Source organism: Candidatus Avelusimicrobium sp., assembly GCF_051874775.1.
Classification (GTDB): domain Bacteria; phylum Elusimicrobiota; class Elusimicrobia; order Elusimicrobiales; family Elusimicrobiaceae; genus Avelusimicrobium.
Genome location: NZ_JBJEGE010000011.1, coordinates 1 through 19,476 on the forward strand (window position 1 = coordinate 1; position 19,476 = coordinate 19,476).

Genomic DNA, 19,476 nt, shown 5'->3' on the forward strand with positions numbered 1-19,476 from the left:
CCTTGCACCTGCTGAGGCCTCCCGACGTGCTCCCAGTACGGCGGGACTAGCACATACCAAACTTGTTTCAATTCCAGCCAGCGTGTATAACGGGATAAAATCCAACCCCGCTTACAAACAGTATTTGTCGGGAAATAAAAAGTATGTGGTGCAAATAATGAACCCTACTTGCCCTTATGCTCGCGCACTGCGGGCACGCGTATGGCAGTTACTGCGCGATGAATACGGGGATTATTATGACGAAGGAGTAATTAAAGTGCGCGGCGCGGTATCTTTGTCTTGCAACGGTGCAGAGAATTGCCCCACGTTTTGGATTTTTGATCATTGTTCCGGTCTGTGCCTGATTAACCCGAACACCCAGCAGGCGGTGGTGTATTCTTCCCGCGAAACACAACCGGTAGAAGCAATATTGGAACGCTTTAAAAACTGGTAAGTATTCAACAGGAAATTCCAGGGACCATTTTACTTTCCTTTTAAATAGTCGCCGTGGAAACCGTAGGAAAAATTGACGGTGCGGCCGATGCTTTCTATCTTGCGCTGAATGCACGCGCGGCATTGTTCCGGCGCCTCCCCTGTGCAGATTTTCCCGGGATATAATTCATACTTGATACGCGCGCTGCCTTCCGTGGCGTTGGGCATTACCACATTGGCCCCGCACGCAAGCGCAAGCAGCCGTCCGCGCGGGTGAAGTGTTTCCATCGCCGTGGTGGCGGGGATGTTGATGTCGGGCAGTAACAGGCGCATAACGGCCATCATTTTTAAGGAAAGTTCAAAATGTCCTTGTGTGTTTTTGCCGGAAAGCGGCGTTTGCGGGTGGGGGATAAACGGCCCGATTCCCGCCATATCCACGGGCAGATTTTTGAAGAAAATTAAATCGTCCGCCAAACTTTCAAGCGTTTGCCCCGGCAGACCGACAAGCGAGCCGGAGCCGACTTCGTAGCCCAATTCTTTTAAATCGTACAGACAGCGCATGCGGTTGTCCCAGCTCATAGCGGGATCCAATTTTTCATACAACGCTTTATCGGTGGTTTCAATGCGCAGCAGATAGCGGTCCGCACCCGCCTGACGGTAAGCGGCGTATTCTTCGCGCGTTTTTTCGCCGATACTCAGCGTAACCGCCGCGCCCAGTTTTTTGATTTCGCGGATGATATGGCATAGTTTATCCGCGTCAAACCATACGTCCTCGCCCGATTGGAGCACTACTGTTTTATAGCCAAGCCCTACGGCTTTTTGTGCGGTTTGGATAATTTTTTCCGGCGTCAGCCGGTATCGTTGCGCCGCCGCGTTGGAACGGCGGATTCCGCAATACAAGCAATCATTTTTGCAATAATTGGAAAACTCAATCAGCGCGCGCAGGTACACCTCATCCCCCACAAAGTTCCGGCGCACTTGGTCGGCTGCGTCAAACAGCGGGGCCGGTTCAGGAATAGAAAGAAGGGAAACTATGTCCGTTTTGGAAAGCGTTTCCTGCCGCAGGGCACATGCTAAAATGGGTTGCATATCCATCATATAAGCAGTATATCAAATTGAAAAGTATAGGTCCAAAGACCTATTGGAAATGGGACTGGCGCGGGAAATCTGGTTGGGTCCAAATTCCAGAGGTCTATGGGTCCAATGACCCTGTTTTTTCCCGTCTGTAAGCGCTATTATTCTAGTATAGAATTTATAAATAAAAGGAGGACGCCCTATGAAAACCAAAAATGCAGAAACGGTGGCTGTGCAGGCTCTTAAAAAACAGCGATTAGACAGGGAGTTCTCTTGGATTCCCCGCGAATTTAATCATTTTCGCACTTTGGCGGATTTGGATTTGGAAAATGCCCCTTATAAGCAAGCGGTTGATTTGGGGCTTGTGGATTAATTTTAAATGTGTGTTTCTAACCTCCTACAAGAAAACCCCGTGCCCGCCGGAAATTCCGGCGGGCGTTTGTTTTATACACCTTCCCTTCGGCGCTCGTCTAACGGACGAATGAAGTGATGATATACCGGCTGCAGCGCAAAAATTTTTAATTCGGTAAAATTTTATTTATTATAATACTTTATATGACCTTTTTATTTAACGCCGTAAAGTATTCGTTAAAAAGCATACTGCTGTTTTGGTATCCGTTCGGCCGCGCGAGCGCGAAGGAGTACCGCTATTGCATATGGACGATATCTTTTGTGGTGCTGTCGGCAGTACTATTCATTTGGATATTGGATTATCGGTTTCCGGACAGCAAAATCTTCCGCCTTATTACCGGTGCAATCGACCGGACGTCTCCTTCTTATGGAGTGGCGGCCCTGCTGGTTTTATTTTTTACTATGCTATCCGCCGTTATACGCAGAGGACACGATTTGGGGTACAGCGCATTCTATACCGTTACACATTCTGGCAGAGGTTTTTGGGGAATGGACTTTGCGCGGGAATTGACTTCCCAAGAGGGTTCCCCTTATGCCAACGAATACGGACCGGCGCCGGAAGAAAACCGCTGTTTATAAACCGCTTTCCCTCGGCCGGATTAATTTGTTATAATTAATATGTACTTTGGTAAGTATAAAAATTAAATATAGGAGAAGGCTGTTCTCCGGCTCGGTGTTCTTTCGGATAAAGAACGCTTGGTCGGCAGGGTTCAGTCTAAGTGTACAAAACAATGGTACTTTCGATGCAAGACAGAAAAAATATTATCAGCAAATTCCAAAATAGCGCTAACGACACCGGCTCCGCCTCTGTGCAGATTGCGCTTATTACGGAACGCATCCAATATATTTCCAACCACCTGAAAGCCAACCCGAAAGATTTTGCGGGCGAAAGAGGCCTCAATAAATTGGTCGGACAACGAAAACGTCTATTAGCTTATTTGAAAAGAACCGACTTTGAAAAATACCAAAAAGTCACCCAAGAACTTAAATTAAGGAAATAACACGTAATGCAAAATTTTAACCATAAATTCGACATTCACGAAGTGGAAGTAACCGTCGGAAATGAAACTATTAAACTGCAAACCGGTTTGATGGCCAAACAGGCTGACGGCGCCGTCGTAGCCACGATGGGCGACACTATGGTGCTCGCGGCTTCCGTTTCTACCAAAGAGCAAAAACCGGGCATTTCCGATTTTATGCCGCTTACCGTCAATTATAAAGAAAGAACCTACGCCGCGGGAAAAATCCCCGGCGGTTTTTTCAAACGCGAAGGCAGACCGAGCAAAAAAGAAACGCTCTCCTCCCGCATTATTGACCGCACCATCCGCCCGATTTTCCCCGAAGGCTTTGCCTGTGAAACCAGCGTAACAGCGATGGTTATTTCCAGCGACGAAAAACACGACGCCGACATTTTGTCCGTGCTCGCGTCTTCCGCCTCCCTGGTAATTTCCAACATTCCGTTTAACGAACCCGTTGCTGCCGTGCGCATCGGCCGCAAAGACGGACAGTACATCGTTAACCCCACCAAGGAAGAACAAGAATCCTGCGATATGGATCTGGTCATCGCCGGCTCCAAACAGGGTCTTTTGATGGTGGAAGGCGGCGCTAAAGAAGTGGAAGAAGAAGCTATCATCAAAGCGATGGAAACTGCTAAGCCGGAAATCGACAAAATGTGCGATGTGCAGCTGAAACTGCGCGAACTGGCCGGAAAACCGAAATTTGAATACGTCGTGGAAAAACTACCGCAGGAAGTGGTTGATTTGGCTAATGGCAAATTCCGCGAAGAAGCCAAAAAGATTCTGCACGCATTTTCCGACAAGCAAACCCGCGATAACCAAGTGGCCGCGTTGAAAAAGTCCTTTACTGAAGAACTTACCGCCGCTTACGGCGACAACGCCGCGATGTATGCCGGTATTGCTTTGGAAAACATTATGTATGAAGAATCCCGCAACCTCGTACTGCACGAAGGCGTACGCGTGGACGGACGTAAACCGACCGAAATCAGACCTTTGAGCTCCATGGTGGGCCTGTTGCCCCGCGCTCACGGTTCCGCGCTCTTCACCCGCGGGCAGACCCAGTCTTTGGCCGTAGCCACCCTGGGCACCCCGGACGACCAGCAAATGGTTGAAGGCCTGGACGACACCACCTACGAACGCTTCATGCTGCACTACAATTTCCCGGGTTACTCCACCGGCGAATGTAAACCGGACCGCTCCCCGGGCCGCCGCGAAATCGGCCACGGAGAACTGGCCCGCCGCGCGTTAATGCCGCTTATTCCGAGCGAAGAAGAATTCCCGTACACGATTCGTGTCGTGTCCGATATTATGGAATCCAACGGATCTTCCTCTATGGCCAGCGTCTGCGGCGGTTCGTTAGCCTTATTTGACGCGGGCGTGCCGATGAAATCGCCTTGCTCCGGTATTGCGATGGGCGCCATTTCCGGCGACGGCAAATTTGTCGTTCTGTCCGACATTATGGGCCTTGAGGATCACTTGGGCGATATGGACTTTAAACTGACCGGTTCCCGCAAAGGTATTACGGCTTTCCAAATGGACGTAAAACTGAAAACGGGTATTCCGCTAAATGTTTTGCATCAGGCCATTAAACAAGCCACCGAAGGCCGTATGTTCATTATGGATCATATGGAGAAAACGATTGCCGAGCCGAAGAAAGAAGTTTCCCGCTTTGCTCCCGTCATCTTCAAAATGAGAATCCCCGTGGACAAAATCGGCGCGTTAATCGGCCCTGGCGGCAAAAACATTAAACGCATTACCGAAACCACCGAAACCAAGATTGACATCGCCGAAGACGGAACGGTAACCATCGCCGCCGCCAACGCCGACCGTTTGGATATGGCCAAAGCCGAGATTGATATGATGACCGCGGAAGCGGAAGTCAATAAAATCTACAAAGGCAAAGTGGTTTCCATTCAGCCGTTTGGCGCGTTTGTGGAAATCTTGCCCGGCAAGGACGGACTCTTGCACATTTCCGAAATCGAAAAACACCGCATCAACAAAGTGGAAGACGTGCTACACTTGGGCGACATTGTCGAAGTAAAATGCGTGGAAATCGATAATAACGGCAAAGTGCGCTTATCCCGCAAAGCCTTGCTGAAATAGTTTCACGCAGTAAAATAAGAAACTCTCCAGACTTTTTTCGTCTGGGGAGTTTCCTCTTTTTTATTCACTAAGGGGTTTAGTTTTTATTTTATTATCCAGGAGATCCGTGATGCCATTTCACATTAATGATTGGATGGGCGAACTGACTCGCCGCCTGCAAGACGCTTTCGGCGCGCGTTTGGCGGCCGTCGGTTTGCAGGGCAGTTTTAACAGGGGGGAAGCGCACGAACAAAGCGATATTGACGCCGTCGTTATCCTTGACGCCCTATCCTCGCAAGATTTAACAGTTTATAAAAATCTGCTGGCACAAATGCCCGCTTCTTCGCACCCTGCGTGCGGGTTTATTTCCGGACGGGAGGATTTGAAAAACTGGCCGCGGGCGGAGCTTTTTCAATTTTCTTTTGACACGAAAACGCTCTACGGATCTTTTGAGGATATTTTGCCTAAACCCTCCCGCAAAGACGCTTTGGAAGCGGCACAAACAGGGGCCGGAACGCTTTTTCACTCGCTTTGCCATACGCAAGTACACAGTACAATGACGCCGGAATTTTTGGCACAGTTATATAAAGGAGCGTTTTTTGTGCTGCAGGCGGTACATTTTGCGCGGAGCGGAAGATATCTTTCTTCCAAAACAGATCTCTTGCGAGAATTGGAAGGAATGGATGCGGAAATTTTAAACATTCTTTTAGAAGGGAATTTTCCGGCCGGAGCAGATGAAAAACTTTTGGCCTGGACTCAACGCGTATTGGCGTATACGGCTGAAGAATTAAACAGTTTTTCTCTCCAGTAACGTTGCCGTGGACGGAAGCGTTTTTTGATATAATAAATTATTATGAATTTCCACGTATCCCATTTGTGCCGCGCCGTCTGCACAGTGCTTGTTTCCTTATGTTTCTTTTCGGTAGGGTGCACGTATCACGGCCGGATTCATCGCAATATCTATAAAAAGCCTCCGTTTCAAGATAAAATTGATTTGTCCGTTTTGGTAGTAACGGACCGCTTCATCCAACAAACCGTAACGATGGACGGGCTGGACCGCTATATTCCTGCCCAATATATCTTCCGCACGGATGACGGCGTAGCCGTTGCAGCTGCCGATGCACTCAGTACCCTGTTCACGCGGGTGGAGGCGGGAGGAAAACGCTTATCTTCCCAGTATGATTATGTGGCGGAAATCGATTATTCTGTAGAAGAGAATAATATTCATTACCGTTATGCCGAGGTGGAAACAGATCGTTTGGCGTGGCGCGACAAACGCTACCACCCCGGGTTCAAAACTACTGTACGCTTGACGATGCGACAGCCGGGCTCCCGCCAAGCCGCCTTAATACTGGAAGCTTCCCGTCGTCACGATGTATCCTTAAATGCATTGGCAAAAGGGCTGTATTGGTTCAACCGCGTTACGTTAACGCTGTTGTATCCGGTGCTGTCTCCGGCGTTTATGCAAAGTACCGGTTCCAGCCTGCGTAAAAATCTGGAGAAAGACTTGCGGTCTTGTTTGAGTGAAATTATGGATGATTTAGAAGAAAACCGCGCTACGCTTTCCCGTGCGCACGATCAGGAACTGCTGCCTCGTCGCGATGGCGCCTATCGGGAAATGCTGGAAAAAACCGTTTATTTAGAAACTTCGGACGCGCACGGCAGCGGATTTTTCATTAGTCCCAACGGATATATACTGACCAATGCCCACATTGTGAAAAACAATCGGGATGTGCGTTTCTACCTGTATAAAGATTTCCCTTTTACTCCTTTTCGCAATGAGCCGCCGTTCCGCTACGCGCGCGTGGTCAAAGTGAACAAACAGCGCGACGTCGCCCTCTTAAAAGCGGAGGGGAAATTTCCTTTCTTTGAATTGGACGCGGATCGTTCGCATTACAAAACGGGCGACACGGTGCTTGCGTTGGGCAACCCGAAGGATAAATTCTGGACGGTGACGCAAGGCATTATTAGTGCGCTCAATGATTACAACGGTACGGATGAAATTCAGGTGGACGCGGCGATTAATACGGGCAACTCGGGCGGGCCGCTGGTACTAAAATCTACAGGGAAAGTAATCGGTATAAACACCCGCACACTTAAACCGGAATTGGGAAGCGGTATGGGATATGCCGTGTCTGCTTACGAAGTGCGGCGCACCTTGGAAATTACGCAGCCTGTCGACGGAGAAAAGCTGGAGCGGGAAAGAATTAAAAATATGCCGGAGCAGAAGTAAACAGCCAAGCGTCTAAAAATTATGTAAAATAAATAAAAGCAGTTTTGGTTATTATCAAGGAACAGAGGTTATTTTTGTTATGAAAAAAACAGCAGCCAAAAAAACGGCTCCGGCCAAAAAAGCAGCCGCCGTAAAAGAATCTCCGATTTTGAAAGAAGTCAAGCAGCTTTACGGTTTTATGCAGGACAATAACATCGATACGATTGAATACGACCAAAAAGGTCTGTATCTGCGCCTGGTAAAAGCCAAACCCGCTGTGGTTCCGGTGCCCGTTAATGTGGGCGGTACCGCAGCCGCTTCCGGCGTAGCCGCCGGCGGCGCCGGAGCGCAAGAGCAATATAAAGAAGTAATTAAATCTTCCCTTACCGGTATTTTCTTCCGCGGCTCTACTCCGTCTGCACCGCCGTTTGCCAAAGAAGGAGCGCGCGTAAATAAAGGCGACGTAATTTGCTTAATTGAAGCGATGAAAGTATTTAACGAAGTCCGCGCCGAATTTCCCTGCATCATTAAAAAAGTGCTGGTGGAAAACGGCAAGCCGGTTAAACAGGGCGATGCGTTGTTCGCTTTCGAACGGGTATAATTATGAATCCGTTACAAGAGAATATCCAAACCGCAGTAACCCGCATCAGCGAGTTTTTAGCGCAGCACGGCAAAGCGACATCGTGGCAGCTAAAGGTGACGTTTCGTTTGTCCGCTTCCGTACTGTATTTGGCGCTCGGTACGCTGTACCAGCAGGGTAAGATTTCGCTGGAGGCGGACGGTATCAACTACCACGTTACGTGGACGAAAGGCGTTAAAGCGCCGGAAACACCAGCCCCTGCCGCTGATCAGCCACTTACCAATTAGTTTTAGCCCTTACTAAAAATCCTCCGGACGCCGGTTTTCGGCTTCGGAGGATTTTTGTTGCACCGTATCAGCCCGACTCCGCGCGGGCAGCCAAAAAACCTTACCCAAAGCTACCTAAAAAAAGGTAAAATAAGCTATATGTATAAGTATTGCTATACCGCCAAGAAAACCAGACGAAAAACGAAAAAAACATCTTCACGCACATGGATGACCGCTGTCCTTTATATTTTGGGCGGCACGCTGTGTGCGTGGCTGTTTTGTATTTTGTGGTTTAACGTTTCAAGCGGCCGGATCGGCGAAGAAGTATCGTTATATTTGTCTGCACTTTTGGGGCAGGCGGCGGGGCTCTTGCCGCTGTTATTGGCATATTGGCTGGTGCAAAGTCTGCGCAAAAAAAGCGCCTCGTTTTTATTTTTTTTGTTGGGAACAGGCTTGACGCTGGCATCGTTTTCTAGTTTACTTACGCTTTTAAAGCTGATTTTCACGGATTCTCTTATCAGCGGGGGCAAAATCGGGCAGGATGTGTTTTATGCGTTTAAAAGTGTGTCCGGCTCCGTTGGTGCGGCGCTCTTTTCGCTGGCTTTTGCGCTAGTCGGGCTGCATATTCTGTTTGCTATTCCGTGGTCTGTGCTATTATCAAAAACAGTACAGTTTGTACGCAACGATTTTAACGACTGGATGGAAGCCCGCGCAGAACTGAAACAAAAAATTAACGAAGGCCGCGTCAATATTAAAGAGAAGGCGCAACAGCCTGCCAAAGAAAAAATCGCTGTGCCCGTAGCCGAGGAAATTCACGAAACACCGGAAATCCGCCGTTCCAAACCGGAAATCCGCCGTCCGCAGACAGTGGTAGCGGAGCCGGTTAAACTGCCGCGCCGCGAAGATATTTCCGCCGCGCATTTAACGCAGGATAACTCGGAAAAATCTTCCGAAAAAGCTGTGGACGAAAACGGCGAAATAAAGAAATTTGACCCCAAAACCTTCCAACTTCCTCCGCTCGATTTGCTGGCCGATCCGGTAGGAGACGGTATTGTCGGGCCGACGGATGATGAAATCGCCCAAGCCACCCGCCGCTTGGAGGACACGCTTAAAAGTTTCGATATTCGCGCCACCGTCACGGGCGTATCGCCCGGTCCCGTAGTTACCCGTTACGAAATCAAGCCCGACGCCGGCGTGACCATTGCCTCTATTACCGCCCGCACGCAAGACATTCAGGCCAGTATGGAAGCGCGCGCCATTCGTGTCCAAGCCCCTATCCCGGGGAAAAACGCCGTTGGGTTTGAAATTCCCAATGACCGTCCCGTTATGGTTACGATGAAAGAAATTTTACAGTCGCCCGTATATGCGTCCTCCAAAGCCGTTATGCCGATTGCCTTGGGCCGCTACGCCGACGGCGATCCGGCCGGATCTGTGGCAGAAAAGTGGCCGCATATTTTAATTGCCGGTGCTACGAACAGCGGGAAATCCATTTGTCTGCATACCATTATTATGTCGCTTCTGTACAAGCACCGTCCGGACGAGGTTAAATTTCTGATGATTGACCCCAAACGAGTGGAACTTACGCTGTATGAAGGAATTCCATACTTGTATGATCCCAAAACTTCGTGTGACGACGTGGACGTAGTAACCGACGCAAACGGCGCAGCCCAGTCGTTGCAAAAATTGGTTAAAGTAATGGAAAAACGCTTGCAAATTATGCAGCTGGCCAAAGTAAAAAATATTGAGGGATATAACCAATGGGCCAAAGAACACGGCGAAGAAAAAATGTTCTATATTTTTGTTATCATTGACGAAATGGCCGACCTTATGCTGCAAACCAAAGCCTCTATTGAAGATTCTATCCAGCGTTTGGCACAGATGGGCCGCGCACTTGGGATTCACCTTATTTTATGTACACAGCGTCCGTCCGTAAAAGTCATTACGGGTATTATTAAGGCCAACTTGCCTTCCCGTATTGCGTTACAGGTAGCTTCGGGTATTGACTCCAAAGTTATTTTGGACGCAACGGGCGCGGAAGACCTCTTGGGCCGCGGAGATATGCTCTACCAGAGCACGTCTGACAAAACGCCGCTTCGTATTCAGGGGGCGTATGTATCCGAAAAAGAAATCAACGCAGTGGCTGATTTCTTGCGTGCGCAAGGCGGACCGGATTATCCTGTCCAAGTCGTCAGCGAACAACCCGCCGGACAGCGTCCGCAGGACGGGCTCGGTACCACCCCCGAAGAACTTTTACAGGCGTTAAACTTGATTAAGGAACGCCGCCGCGTATCGCAGGATTTACTGAAAGCGCACTTTGGTTCCAGCGCGCGTGCAACCAATATGTTAAGCGTACTGGAAATGAAAGGCTATATTTCCAAGCCGGAAGGCTCCAACCGTTGGGAAATCCATTACGAACTGATTGATCAAGCTATTGAAGATTTAAACAGCCTGCCGTATGAAAAAGATTATCAGGAAGAAATATATGAAACTGTCTATAAATAAACTTCTTTTAACCGCGCTGCTTGCCTGTTTTATGGCCGCTTGCTCGGATGATAAACCACAACCTGCACCCGTGCCGGAAAAGCCGCAGCAAACGGCCGCTCCCGCTGTACCCGAACTGCCAAAACCGGCGGTCAAGAAACCCGTTATAAAACCGAAACCCCAACAACAACAGAATGTTACCTATACGGCCGCACAGTTGACTGCGCGTTTAAAAGAATGGGATAAAAAACTTGATACGCTTTCCACGTTGTTTAAACAAAACACCTCTTACGACGGCGTGGAAGTCAGTCGATCACAAGGTGCGCTGTTTTATGATAAGGTTCAAAATTTTTTACGGCTAGATACCTTTGCCCGCACGGGAGAAACGGAACAGTCGGCTGTAACGAATAAAAAAGAAATTATTATTTTGGACGAAACAGGCTCAAAAGTTACCACACTTTCTTGGAAGGAGTGGCAGCAAGGCCAACCCAATCAAGCGCTTTTTGATTTTGGCAATTATACTGCGCTCGTGGATAAGCACAACGCTTCCGTGCAAAGCCAGAACACAGATGAAGCTGTACTCGTTCTAACGCCGAAAGATGGGAGCGACTATACGCTTTATTTGACGCTTTCCAAACGGGATTTTTTCCCGTTGGTTATTGCCATTGAGGCGGAGCTGATGCTGACGCGGGCGGAACTTTCCGACACGCGCAAAAATACCCCACTTGAGGCATACGTATTCGGAGGATTTTTAAAATGAAGATGACGCTTGCCAATAAAATTACACTTACCCGCGCCGCTTTGTCTATTGTAATGTTTCTGTTTATTTTATGTCCTTATGGTTGGGCGCGTCTCGTCGCCACGCTAATCTTTATTTTGGCCGCCAGTACGGACTGGGTAGACGGAAAAATCGCCCGCGAAACCAACACTATTACGCCTTTCGGCGCGATTGTGGATCCGTTTGTGGACAAGATTCTCGTTGCTGCGGCGTTCTTTGCGTTTGTGGGCATTAAGGAACTAGACGTGCCGATTTGGGCTGTATTCTTTATTCTATTGCGCGAATTAATGGTGTCCACGCTGCGCGTGATTGCCGCCTTGGAAGGAAAAGTAATGGCGGCCGAGCGGTGGGGAAAATTTAAAACTGTTATCCAGATGACGGCTATCGGTGTCATTTTCTTTGTATTGGACGTTTACCACTTATCGCATCTTTTAACGGGATGTACAAAAAGCGTATGTGTGTTTTTGTTCGTGTTGTTGTGTAAAATTCCATACGCCATTACTGTGATTGCGGCCGTAATTACGTGGATTAGTGCCGTGTCCTACTTAAAAAACAACTGGGACCTCTTAAAAAAATCGTGGAGTTTACCGTGCAAATAATTTGGCGCGCCTTCGCTACAGGATTTTTCATCAGTTATCTGCCCGCTTTGGTTATTCCGTTTAAAAAAAATACGGGAGCCGGTTTTCTGGGTACGCTTGTCGGTATTCCGCTCGTACTTATAATGCCCAAAGACCAGATGCTTTACAGTATAGGTATGCTGGCAATTTGGGTATTTGCGATACTTGTATGTAAAAAAGTACAATTTAAGGGGTACGTGGGGCACGATAACCCAAAAATCGTGATAGACGAAATGGCGGGGTATGTTACGGCGATGGCGTTTTTACCGCGGACGTGGCCCTATTTATTGGCTGCATTCGTGCTGTTTAGGACGTTTGATACGTTGAAACCGTGGCTTGTGAAAACCTTTGACCGTATGGAAAACGCGTTCGGCATAGTATTTGACGATGTAGCCGCGGGACTGATGGCAAATATTTTAGTACAGATTTTTATTATATTTTTTGTTCGGGCGTAACACCCCAAGGAGATTACAATATGGATTTTTCCAATCTAACTAACCTGCGCGAACTGCTGGCCGCCGGCGGACCGGTGCTGATTTTGTTGCTCTTGTTATCCGTTTATTCCATTTCCGTTATTTTGGAACGTTACTTTAAATTGCGTTCCGCCATCAGTTTTTCGCGCAAGCTGATTTCCTATTCCCGCCACCCGCTTCGTTCCGAAAACTACCAAAAAGTGGAAGAGGCCTGTAAAAAAGATGTGGTAAAAAATACGCCTGCGGCTCATCTTTTGTCCCATTTGGTGCAGGAACGCAACCGTCCGCAAGTCGAACTTGAAAAACTGGCTGATCATATTATTGATTGGGAAATTTCCAAACTGCAGCGCCGTTTAACCGTTCTAGGTACCCTTGGAAGCATTACGCCCTTTATCGGGCTTTTCGGTACGGTTATTGGTGTAATGCACGCATTCAAAGATCTGGCTTCCAGTGCTGCGGCCAACGCCGGTGCGTCCGTGGTGGCTGCAGGTATTGCCGAAGCGTTAATCAACACTGCCGCAGGGCTGTTTGTGGCTATTCCGGCAGTTATCGCGTACAACTATTTCTTGTCTAAGACTAATTATTTTGCCAAGGAATTGGAAAACGCCGCGAACGAATTTATCTTCCGTCAAGAAAACGGCGGTTTTTGATTGTCTATGCGTACGCACAAAAATAGAACCGTTATGGCAGAAATCAATATGGTGCCGTTTATCGACATCACGTTGATTTTGCTGATTATTTTTATGGTAATGAGCCCAATGCTGGTGCAAATGCAGTTGACGGTGGATTTGCCCAAATCAAATGCTATTAATACGCAGGCAGATGATGATGTCATCCGCGTGCAGGTGCAAACAGACGGAACAATTTCCGTAATGAATAAAAAACTGACGCTTAAAAATTTGGAGCGCGAACTTATTCTACGCTTGGGAAAAGCCAACAAGAAAACAATTTTAGTGGAAGCGGATAAAGACGTGCCCGTCCAGCAGGTAGTGGATGTGTTTGACGTAGCCAAAAAATTGGGTGCAGCCAAACTGGGAATCAGCGTCCTTTCTAAGAACTGATGATAAACAAGTATACGTTTGTTTCCGGCGGATTACACGTACTGGCGGCGCTTTTTTTGCTGCTGGCACTGTCTCCGTCCGCAAAAAAGGCTTCCTCTACGTATACGATTGATTTTATCGGCACCGGAAAAGTGATTGCCACGACCGGACAGGAGGCCGTTACCCCCAAAGTGCCCAAGGCAGCCGTACAGACCGCTGCTCCTGCCAAGGAAGCCGAAGTAAAAAAAGAAGCCCCTAAACCTTCTAAGAAAGCTTACGCTGCCAAAGAAGAAATTTCCACCAAAAAACAGCCGGCTAAAAAAGCCGCGCCAAAAGAGCTTCCCGCAGCCGAGCCGCTTGGCGCGCCCAGTGTGCTGGATGACGAACCGGCCAAGGGGGAAAACAGTTCTTCGAAAGAAGGCGAATTTGAGGGGGGAAATATTCAAACCGATTTTGCAAATTTCCCGTATCCGTGGTATATTACACAGGTGCGTAACTCGTTGTGGATAGAGTGGGAGAAGCGACGCCCCGCCGGCTCCACGCTTTCCGCGCTTGTTACATTTGCTATTGCACGCGACGGGAAAGTAAAAGATTTGAAAGTGGAACGCAAATCCGGAGATGACACCTTTGATTTTGCGGCTTCGTCCGCTGTTATTAACGCGGGGCCGTTTGCGCCGCTTCCGATGTATTACGAAAAAGACGAACTTACCGTTAGTGTAGAGTTTAAACAGGAGAAATAATTATGAACGGATGGCAGCGTTTTGCAATTTTGTTGTTGTGTTGTTTTGCGGTTATGGTATGTTATCCTAATTTTGACGCCGCTGGGTGGACGTTTATCGGCATTTTAATAGCTATGTGGACAGGGGGAATTATCATACTTTCCATCATTTCCAATATCTTCGGCATTTACCGTGTGGAAACACTCAATAAATTGATCAGCTTATTGTTTGTTGCTGCGGTAATGTATACGCTTTTGTGGTATTTTCCGCAAGAAGATAAAGTTACGCCCATTAACAAATTAAAATATGGCGAATTTCCTACTAAAGCTGATATCGATAAAGGACTTAAACGCTTCACCTTTAATTTCGATTTCGTTCGCCGTAACGCGCGCCGATCCGAAAATTTCATTAATCAAGATATGGACGGCGACAAAGTAAAGAAAGAAATCAAACAGAAAGTGTCCCAAAAAACGGATGAATTGATTGATTCCATCCAAATTGATGTGGAGTAACCTATGAAACCTACTTTACTTATTACCGGCGGAAATGGCTTTATTGGCCGCGCATTGACAGACAAGCTTCTTAAAGAAGGGTATAACATCCGCATTACCACCCGTAAGACCCCTAAACACCAACCCGCCAATCCGGCAGTAACGCTGGTGCAGGCTGATTATAATGATGTCAAATCGCTGCAAAAAGCAATGGAAGGCTGTTCGGGCGTATTCCATTTAGCGGCAGCTATATTTGGATTTAATTTTCAGGATTTTGAAAAAGCCAACGTAACCGCTACGCAACATGTAGTGGAAGCCGTCAATAAAACGCCATCTGTGTCGACGTTTGTGCACGTTTCCAGCTTGGCCGCCAGCGGGTTTGCGGCAGATAAAAATATGCCCCGTACCGAAGAAATGCAGCCGGCGCCGGTATCCGATTACGGAATTACCAAATTGGGCGGCGAAAAAGCCGTCAAAACGCTCCGCGACGGCGTAAAATGGACGATTGTCCGTCCGCCGATTGTATACGGGCGGAATGATTCGGGCGTATCTAAAATCGCGTCGTGGGTCAAACGCGGGCTGATGGTAAACACCTCCGGCAACGGGCTTTTCAGCTTTGTGCACGTGGACGATTTGGTGGAAGCGTTATGGTTGGCTTTCAGCCGTCCGGATACCGATAAAGAGACATTTTTTATCTGCGAACCGGACGTATACGGCTGGGATTATTTTATCGGAGAAATGGCCAAGGCGATGGGCGTTAAAAAACCGTTTATGCCTAGCGCTCCCCAGTGGATGATGCGCGTTGCGGCGTGGATTTACGAAACCGCCGCCCGTGTGACGGGTGCGCAGCCCGCGTTAAATTACGACAAGGTAAAAGAAGCCGTTATTCCCGGACACTGGATTTGTTCCAACGCCAAATGGGTGAAACTGACGGGACAGAAATTTACGCCGCTTGCCGAAGGGCTAAAGAAAAGTTTTTAAGCAGTTGACACAATTATAAAAGCGCCTCTCCAACACTTGATAGGAAATGAAACCTTTGCGGTTCAATATCTACAAAGTTTGTAGGCGCTGTTTTTTTATTTAAATAAGAGAAAATTCCTATTTAAAAATCTACGATATATTGGATAGATACGGCCAAGAAGCAATAATTCCTATACCATCAAATAAATATCCCCGTCGGGATAAACTCCTAACGGGGATTTTTGCATACAACGCAAAACTAAAAAACGGAGAGGGAGGGATTCGAACCCTCGATACGGGAATTAACCCGTATAACGGTTTAGCAAACCGCCGCTTTCGGCCTCTCAGCCACCTCTCCAAAATTTTGTTGTTTTCGCCGGAAATGCTGTTCCCGACATATATATTATAACAAAATTTTTAATTTATTTCTTTGTTTTACGGTATGGGGCGTTTATTTCTCGACGGCCAAACGGGAGAAATTACTGTACGTAACAAATTTTTCTTCATATGCGATAAACGCTTCCTGCAAGATTTTGATGGCCGTTTTTTTATCGAAGATTTTTTCCACCACCACCGTTTTGTTTTCCAGTTTTTTATAATCTTCAAAGAAGCTCATCGTTTCGGAAATTAAGTGTTCGGGCAGCTGGGAAACGTCCGTATAATGGCTGACGTTCGGGTCGCCCTGCGCCACGGCGATAATTTTGTCGTCGGCTTCCCCGTTGTCAAGCATTCGCATTACGCCGATAATGCGCGCCGGAACGATACACATCGGCACTACTTCGGCTTGGGATAAAATCAAGATGTCGAGCGGGTCTTTGTCGGCGCCGTACGTGCGCGGAATAAAACCGTAGTTGGCCGGATAATAGACGGATGAATATAATACCCGGTCCATTCGCAAAAGCCCGCTGGCTTTGTCCAATTCGTATTTGGCGCGGGTTCCTTTCGGAATTTCAATAATGCCGTTTACCACATACGGCAGTGTTTCTTTATCTCCCGGTGAGACGTGATGCCACGGATTAAAATTAGCAAACATTTTTTCCTCTTTATACGTAATCTTTTTATTATTATAGCAATTTAAAAGCATTAGGAGACGGCGTAAAATACGGCACTCCGTGCACCGTTTACCTTCCGTTTGCGCGGCGCTATTTTTAACTGTTTTACCATCACTAAACAGACCGGTTTTATTGAATTTTATTTGTGCCTTTTGGTATAATATACCGAGCGGTAACTTACCGCTCGGTAAGTTTTTTTCCGAACGTGACATTTTCAAGTAATCTAAACGTAAAGGATGAACGCAACAATGAAAAAATATATTTTACTCGCGGCCGTTGTCTGTATAGCTTTGCCTGCAGCCGCGTTGGATCCGCTAGGGGCTTATCATACTAAGCCGCCGGAGGGTTGCATTGACAAAAATGCGGCGCAGGAAGAATTGGAACTGGCTGATTTAATTCAAATCAGTTTGTGTACCAACCCTTCTTTAAGCGCTCAATATATGGGGGTAAAAGCGAGTGAAGCAGCCGTTGGGGCTTCCCGTTCGCAGTATCTTCCGTCCGTAACCGTTACGGGGACCGGAAACATTACCGGCGAACGTATGGAAAAACAGGACTATATCCAAAACGAACCGTACCAAGCTAAGGCGGAAGCCGCGTGGCTGCTGTTTGATTTCGGCGGACGCGGCGCGCGTATTGACGCGACGAAAGCTTATTTTAAAGCAGCCGATTATACGTATAACGCTGCGCTGCAGGAGCTTGTTCTGTCCGTGCAGACGGCCTATTTAAACTTACTGGCCGCGCAGGAATCGTGGACCAGTGCACTAGCCAGCTTAGCGACATATAAGCAATCATATACAGAAGCACAAAAACGCTATAAATTGGGTATGGTGTCACTCAGCGATAAACTGCAAGCCCAAACCAAGTACGAACAAGCTTCTCTTACCGTCGTGCAAACCGAAAATATGGTCAAACAGTATAAAGGAGCCTTGGCAGTCTTACTAAACCTTTCGCCGGATACGGAAATTAAACTGGCCAAGCCGGAACACGACAAAAAATTCCTGCAGCTTGAAAACGACGATATCAAATCCCTAATGCAGACGGCGTTAGCCGAACGGCCGGAAATCAAGAGTTCGCAAAGCGCCGCAGAAGCGGAAAAAGCGAACTTGTATACGGCTAAAACCAATGCGCTCCCGTCCGTCAGCGCGGTGGCATCCGTATCGTACAGCGACAACTGGAAACATTCCAGCCCGTACGCTACCGACAATGCCGCGGGCCTGCGTTTGTCGTGGCCGCTGTTTACCGGCTTTTCCAACATGTACAATATCCAACAGGCTTCGTACCAATACAAACAGGCGCAGCGCAATACGGACGCGCTCAAACTCCAGGTGGAAAACGAAGTATGGCAGGCCTATCAAAATTATAAAACTGCCGTCCGCTCATACGAAATCAGCCAAACTATTTTGGCCAGCGCGGAAGAAAACCACCGCGTAGCGTTCCGTTATTACGAAGTCGGCAAGGGCGACATTTTGAATTTGCTGTCCGCCGTCTCCCAGCTGGCCGAGGCCCGCCAAAACAAAATTACGGCTTTTTATGGGGTACTGCGTAACAAAGCCAGTCTGTACAGAAGTATCGGGAAATACTAATTTATGAAAAAAAGAACTGTAATTCGTTACACAAAATATATTACCGTCCTGCTTATTGGAGGACTGTTTGGGTTTGTCATTAAAGGCAAGCTGTCATCCGGCGCGCAAATGCACTTTGGCGGCGCCGGCCAAACCAGTGTGCTTACGCAGACGCTGCATAAACGCCCCGTAGTGCTGGGAAAAACCTTTATCGCAAAAGTGGAAGCCATTAACGCTTCCGACGTTACACCGCAGGTTTCGGGCTATATTGATAAAGTGCTTTTTAAAGACGGTTCGTTTGTAAAAGAAGGAGACGTTCTGTTTATCATTGACCAAGCCCGCTACAAAGCCGCCGTTACCGCCGCAGAAGCCGCGCTGGACAAAGCCGTCGCGAGTGAAAAACAAATTGCGAGCGACTATAACCGCGAACTTTCGCTGTATAACGAAAAAATGCTCTCTAAGGCTGACCTGGAAGTGGCCGAAAGCAACTTGGCTAACGCCAAGGCTAACGTGAAATCCGCCCAAGCCAGTTTAGATTTGGCCAAACTGGATTTGGAGTATACCGAAGTCCGCTCTCCCATCAGCGGCTACATCGGCAAAGCGCTTTTGACGAAAGGCAACTACGCCAATGCGTCCACCAGCAGACTGGCGCGCGTGATCCAGATGGATCCTATCCGCGTCGTGTTTTCCATTACCGATAAAGAACGCCTGTCCGGTATGGACCAACTGACGACGCACAAGCCGGATATCCAAATTGAACTGCCCAACGGCGAACGGGTGAACATTCCTGCCGCCTCCGTATTTGCGGATAATGAAATCAACGCCCAGACCGCCACGATGGCCGTTTATGCGCAGTCGGACAATAAAGACAGCAAATTAATCCCTGGCAACTATGTAAACGTAACCGTCAGCTTGGATAAATTCCGCCCCGTCATTTTGATTCCCCAGACCGCCGTGGCGCAGGATTCCAGCGGCCAGTACGTAATGACCGTTACGCCTGAAAACACCGTCCTGCAAAAATACATTACTGTAGGCGATATGGTGGAAAATAAATATGTAGTCGTTTCCGGCTTGGAAGAAGGAGACCGCATTGTTCCCGTCGGCCACCAGAAACTTCAGAACGGCCAGCAGGTAAACGTCAGCGAAGGGGACAAGCCCGCGCTGCCTGCCGCCTTATCGTCCGCCCCCGCGCAGGATAAGGCCGAAAAAACATCGGCCGACGAAACGGAAGCTCAGGAGGCGTAACCCTGT

The 19,476-nt window shown here is 48.0% G+C and carries 22 protein-coding genes and 1 tRNA gene; 20 read left to right on the plus strand and 3 right to left on the minus strand.

Annotation, left to right across the window (positions count from 1 at the left end):
- A partial coding sequence (locus tag ACI351_RS02180) for a hypothetical protein (protein WP_439733621.1) occupies positions 1-433 on the plus strand: 433 nt, incomplete at its 5' end.
- A 29-nt stretch (positions 434-462) separates the two neighbouring features.
- Here ACI351_RS02180 and hydE read toward each other — a convergent pair.
- Positions 463-1,500: a [FeFe] hydrogenase H-cluster radical SAM maturase HydE gene (gene hydE / locus ACI351_RS02185; RefSeq protein ID WP_439733748.1), complete on the minus strand. Its 1,038-nt coding sequence runs from the start codon at positions 1,498-1,500 to the stop codon at positions 463-465.
- A 187-nt stretch (positions 1,501-1,687) separates the two neighbouring features.
- Here hydE and ACI351_RS02190 point away from each other — a divergent pair, with 187 nt between their 5' ends.
- The 17 genes from ACI351_RS02190 to ACI351_RS02270 all read left to right on the plus strand — a co-directional run bounded on the left by ACI351_RS02190 (position 1,688) and on the right by ACI351_RS02270 (position 15,632).
- On the plus strand, positions 1,688-1,858 hold the full coding sequence (locus tag ACI351_RS02190; protein ID WP_439733622.1) for a hypothetical protein: 171 nt from the start codon (positions 1,688-1,690) through the stop codon (positions 1,856-1,858).
- Between the two features lie 182 nt (positions 1,859-2,040).
- Complete coding sequence (locus ACI351_RS02195) at positions 2,041-2,475, plus strand: DUF805 domain-containing protein (RefSeq protein ID WP_439733623.1); 435 nt, start codon at positions 2,041-2,043, stop codon at positions 2,473-2,475.
- Between the two features lie 152 nt (positions 2,476-2,627).
- Positions 2,628-2,897, plus strand: a complete 270-nt coding sequence (gene rpsO, locus ACI351_RS02200) for a 30S ribosomal protein S15 (protein WP_439733749.1) — start codon at positions 2,628-2,630, stop codon at positions 2,895-2,897.
- 6 nt (positions 2,898-2,903) lie between these two features.
- Positions 2,904-5,015: a polyribonucleotide nucleotidyltransferase gene (pnp, locus tag ACI351_RS02205; RefSeq protein ID WP_439733624.1), complete on the plus strand. Its 2,112-nt coding sequence runs from the start codon at positions 2,904-2,906 to the stop codon at positions 5,013-5,015.
- A 109-nt stretch (positions 5,016-5,124) separates the two neighbouring features.
- A complete protein-coding gene (locus ACI351_RS02210) occupies positions 5,125-5,805 on the plus strand; it encodes a nucleotidyltransferase domain-containing protein (protein ID WP_439733625.1) in 681 nt (226 codons plus the stop codon).
- Positions 5,806-5,847: 42 nt separating this feature from the next.
- Complete coding sequence (locus ACI351_RS02215) at positions 5,848-7,227, plus strand: S1C family serine protease (RefSeq protein ID WP_439733626.1); 1,380 nt, start codon at positions 5,848-5,850, stop codon at positions 7,225-7,227.
- A gap of 79 nt (positions 7,228-7,306) precedes the next feature.
- On the plus strand, positions 7,307-7,807 hold the full coding sequence (locus ACI351_RS02220; RefSeq protein ID WP_439733627.1) for an acetyl-CoA carboxylase biotin carboxyl carrier protein: 501 nt from the start codon (positions 7,307-7,309) through the stop codon (positions 7,805-7,807).
- 2 nt (positions 7,808-7,809) lie between these two features.
- Positions 7,810-8,073: a hypothetical protein gene (locus tag ACI351_RS02225; RefSeq protein ID WP_439733628.1), complete on the plus strand. Its 264-nt coding sequence runs from the start codon at positions 7,810-7,812 to the stop codon at positions 8,071-8,073.
- A gap of 138 nt (positions 8,074-8,211) precedes the next feature.
- Entirely contained in the window at positions 8,212-10,554 is a 2,343-nt protein-coding gene (locus ACI351_RS02230; protein ID WP_439733629.1) for a DNA translocase FtsK 4TM domain-containing protein, read from the plus strand.
- Complete coding sequence (locus tag ACI351_RS02235; RefSeq protein WP_439733630.1) at positions 10,535-11,293, plus strand: hypothetical protein; 759 nt, start codon at positions 10,535-10,537, stop codon at positions 11,291-11,293. Before ACI351_RS02230 ends, ACI351_RS02235 begins: the two co-directional genes overlap by 20 nt.
- Positions 11,290-11,910, plus strand: a complete 621-nt coding sequence (gene pgsA, locus ACI351_RS02240; protein ID WP_439733631.1) for a CDP-diacylglycerol--glycerol-3-phosphate 3-phosphatidyltransferase — start codon at positions 11,290-11,292, stop codon at positions 11,908-11,910. Before ACI351_RS02235 ends, pgsA begins: the two co-directional genes overlap by 4 nt.
- A complete protein-coding gene (locus tag ACI351_RS02245) occupies positions 11,901-12,383 on the plus strand; it encodes a phosphatidylglycerophosphatase A family protein (RefSeq protein WP_439733632.1) in 483 nt (160 codons plus the stop codon). The genes pgsA and ACI351_RS02245 overlap by 10 nt, the downstream gene beginning before the upstream one ends.
- A 20-nt stretch (positions 12,384-12,403) precedes the next feature.
- Positions 12,404-13,051: a MotA/TolQ/ExbB proton channel family protein gene (locus ACI351_RS02250; RefSeq protein WP_439733633.1), complete on the plus strand. Its 648-nt coding sequence runs from the start codon at positions 12,404-12,406 to the stop codon at positions 13,049-13,051.
- Positions 13,052-13,084: 33 nt separating this feature from the next.
- Positions 13,085-13,462 carry an ExbD/TolR family protein gene (locus ACI351_RS02255; RefSeq protein ID WP_439733634.1) on the plus strand — a complete coding sequence of 126 codons (378 nt, stop codon included), beginning with the start codon at positions 13,085-13,087 and terminating at the stop codon, positions 13,460-13,462.
- A complete protein-coding gene (locus tag ACI351_RS02260) occupies positions 13,462-14,181 on the plus strand; it encodes a TonB family protein (RefSeq protein ID WP_439733635.1) in 720 nt (239 codons plus the stop codon). Before ACI351_RS02255 ends, ACI351_RS02260 begins: the two co-directional genes overlap by 1 nt.
- A gap of 2 nt (positions 14,182-14,183) precedes the next feature.
- Positions 14,184-14,672 (plus strand): hypothetical protein, encoded by a 489-nt coding sequence (locus ACI351_RS02265; RefSeq protein WP_439733636.1) that lies wholly within the window; start codon positions 14,184-14,186, stop codon positions 14,670-14,672.
- 3 nt (positions 14,673-14,675) lie between these two features.
- Positions 14,676-15,632, plus strand: coding sequence for an NAD-dependent epimerase/dehydratase family protein (locus ACI351_RS02270; protein ID WP_439733637.1), 957 nt, complete (start codon positions 14,676-14,678; stop codon positions 15,630-15,632).
- A gap of 246 nt (positions 15,633-15,878) precedes the next feature.
- On the opposite strand, the gene ACI351_RS02275 is transcribed toward ACI351_RS02270, so the two are convergent.
- Both ACI351_RS02275 and ACI351_RS02280 read right to left on the minus strand, forming a co-directional pair.
- Positions 15,879-15,969: transfer RNA gene (locus ACI351_RS02275), tRNA-Ser, on the minus strand.
- 93 nt (positions 15,970-16,062) lie between these two features.
- Positions 16,063-16,644, minus strand: coding sequence for an inorganic diphosphatase (locus ACI351_RS02280; RefSeq protein WP_439733638.1), 582 nt, complete (start codon positions 16,642-16,644; stop codon positions 16,063-16,065).
- A gap of 267 nt (positions 16,645-16,911) precedes the next feature.
- Here ACI351_RS02280 and ACI351_RS02285 point away from each other — a divergent pair, with 267 nt between their 5' ends.
- On the plus strand, positions 16,912-18,246 hold the full coding sequence (locus ACI351_RS02285; protein ID WP_439733639.1) for a TolC family protein: 1,335 nt from the start codon (positions 16,912-16,914) through the stop codon (positions 18,244-18,246).
- Positions 18,247-18,249: 3 nt separating this feature from the next.
- Complete coding sequence (locus ACI351_RS02290) at positions 18,250-19,470, plus strand: efflux RND transporter periplasmic adaptor subunit (RefSeq protein ID WP_439733640.1); 1,221 nt, start codon at positions 18,250-18,252, stop codon at positions 19,468-19,470.
- The last annotated feature ends 6 nt before the right edge of the window (positions 19,471-19,476 follow it).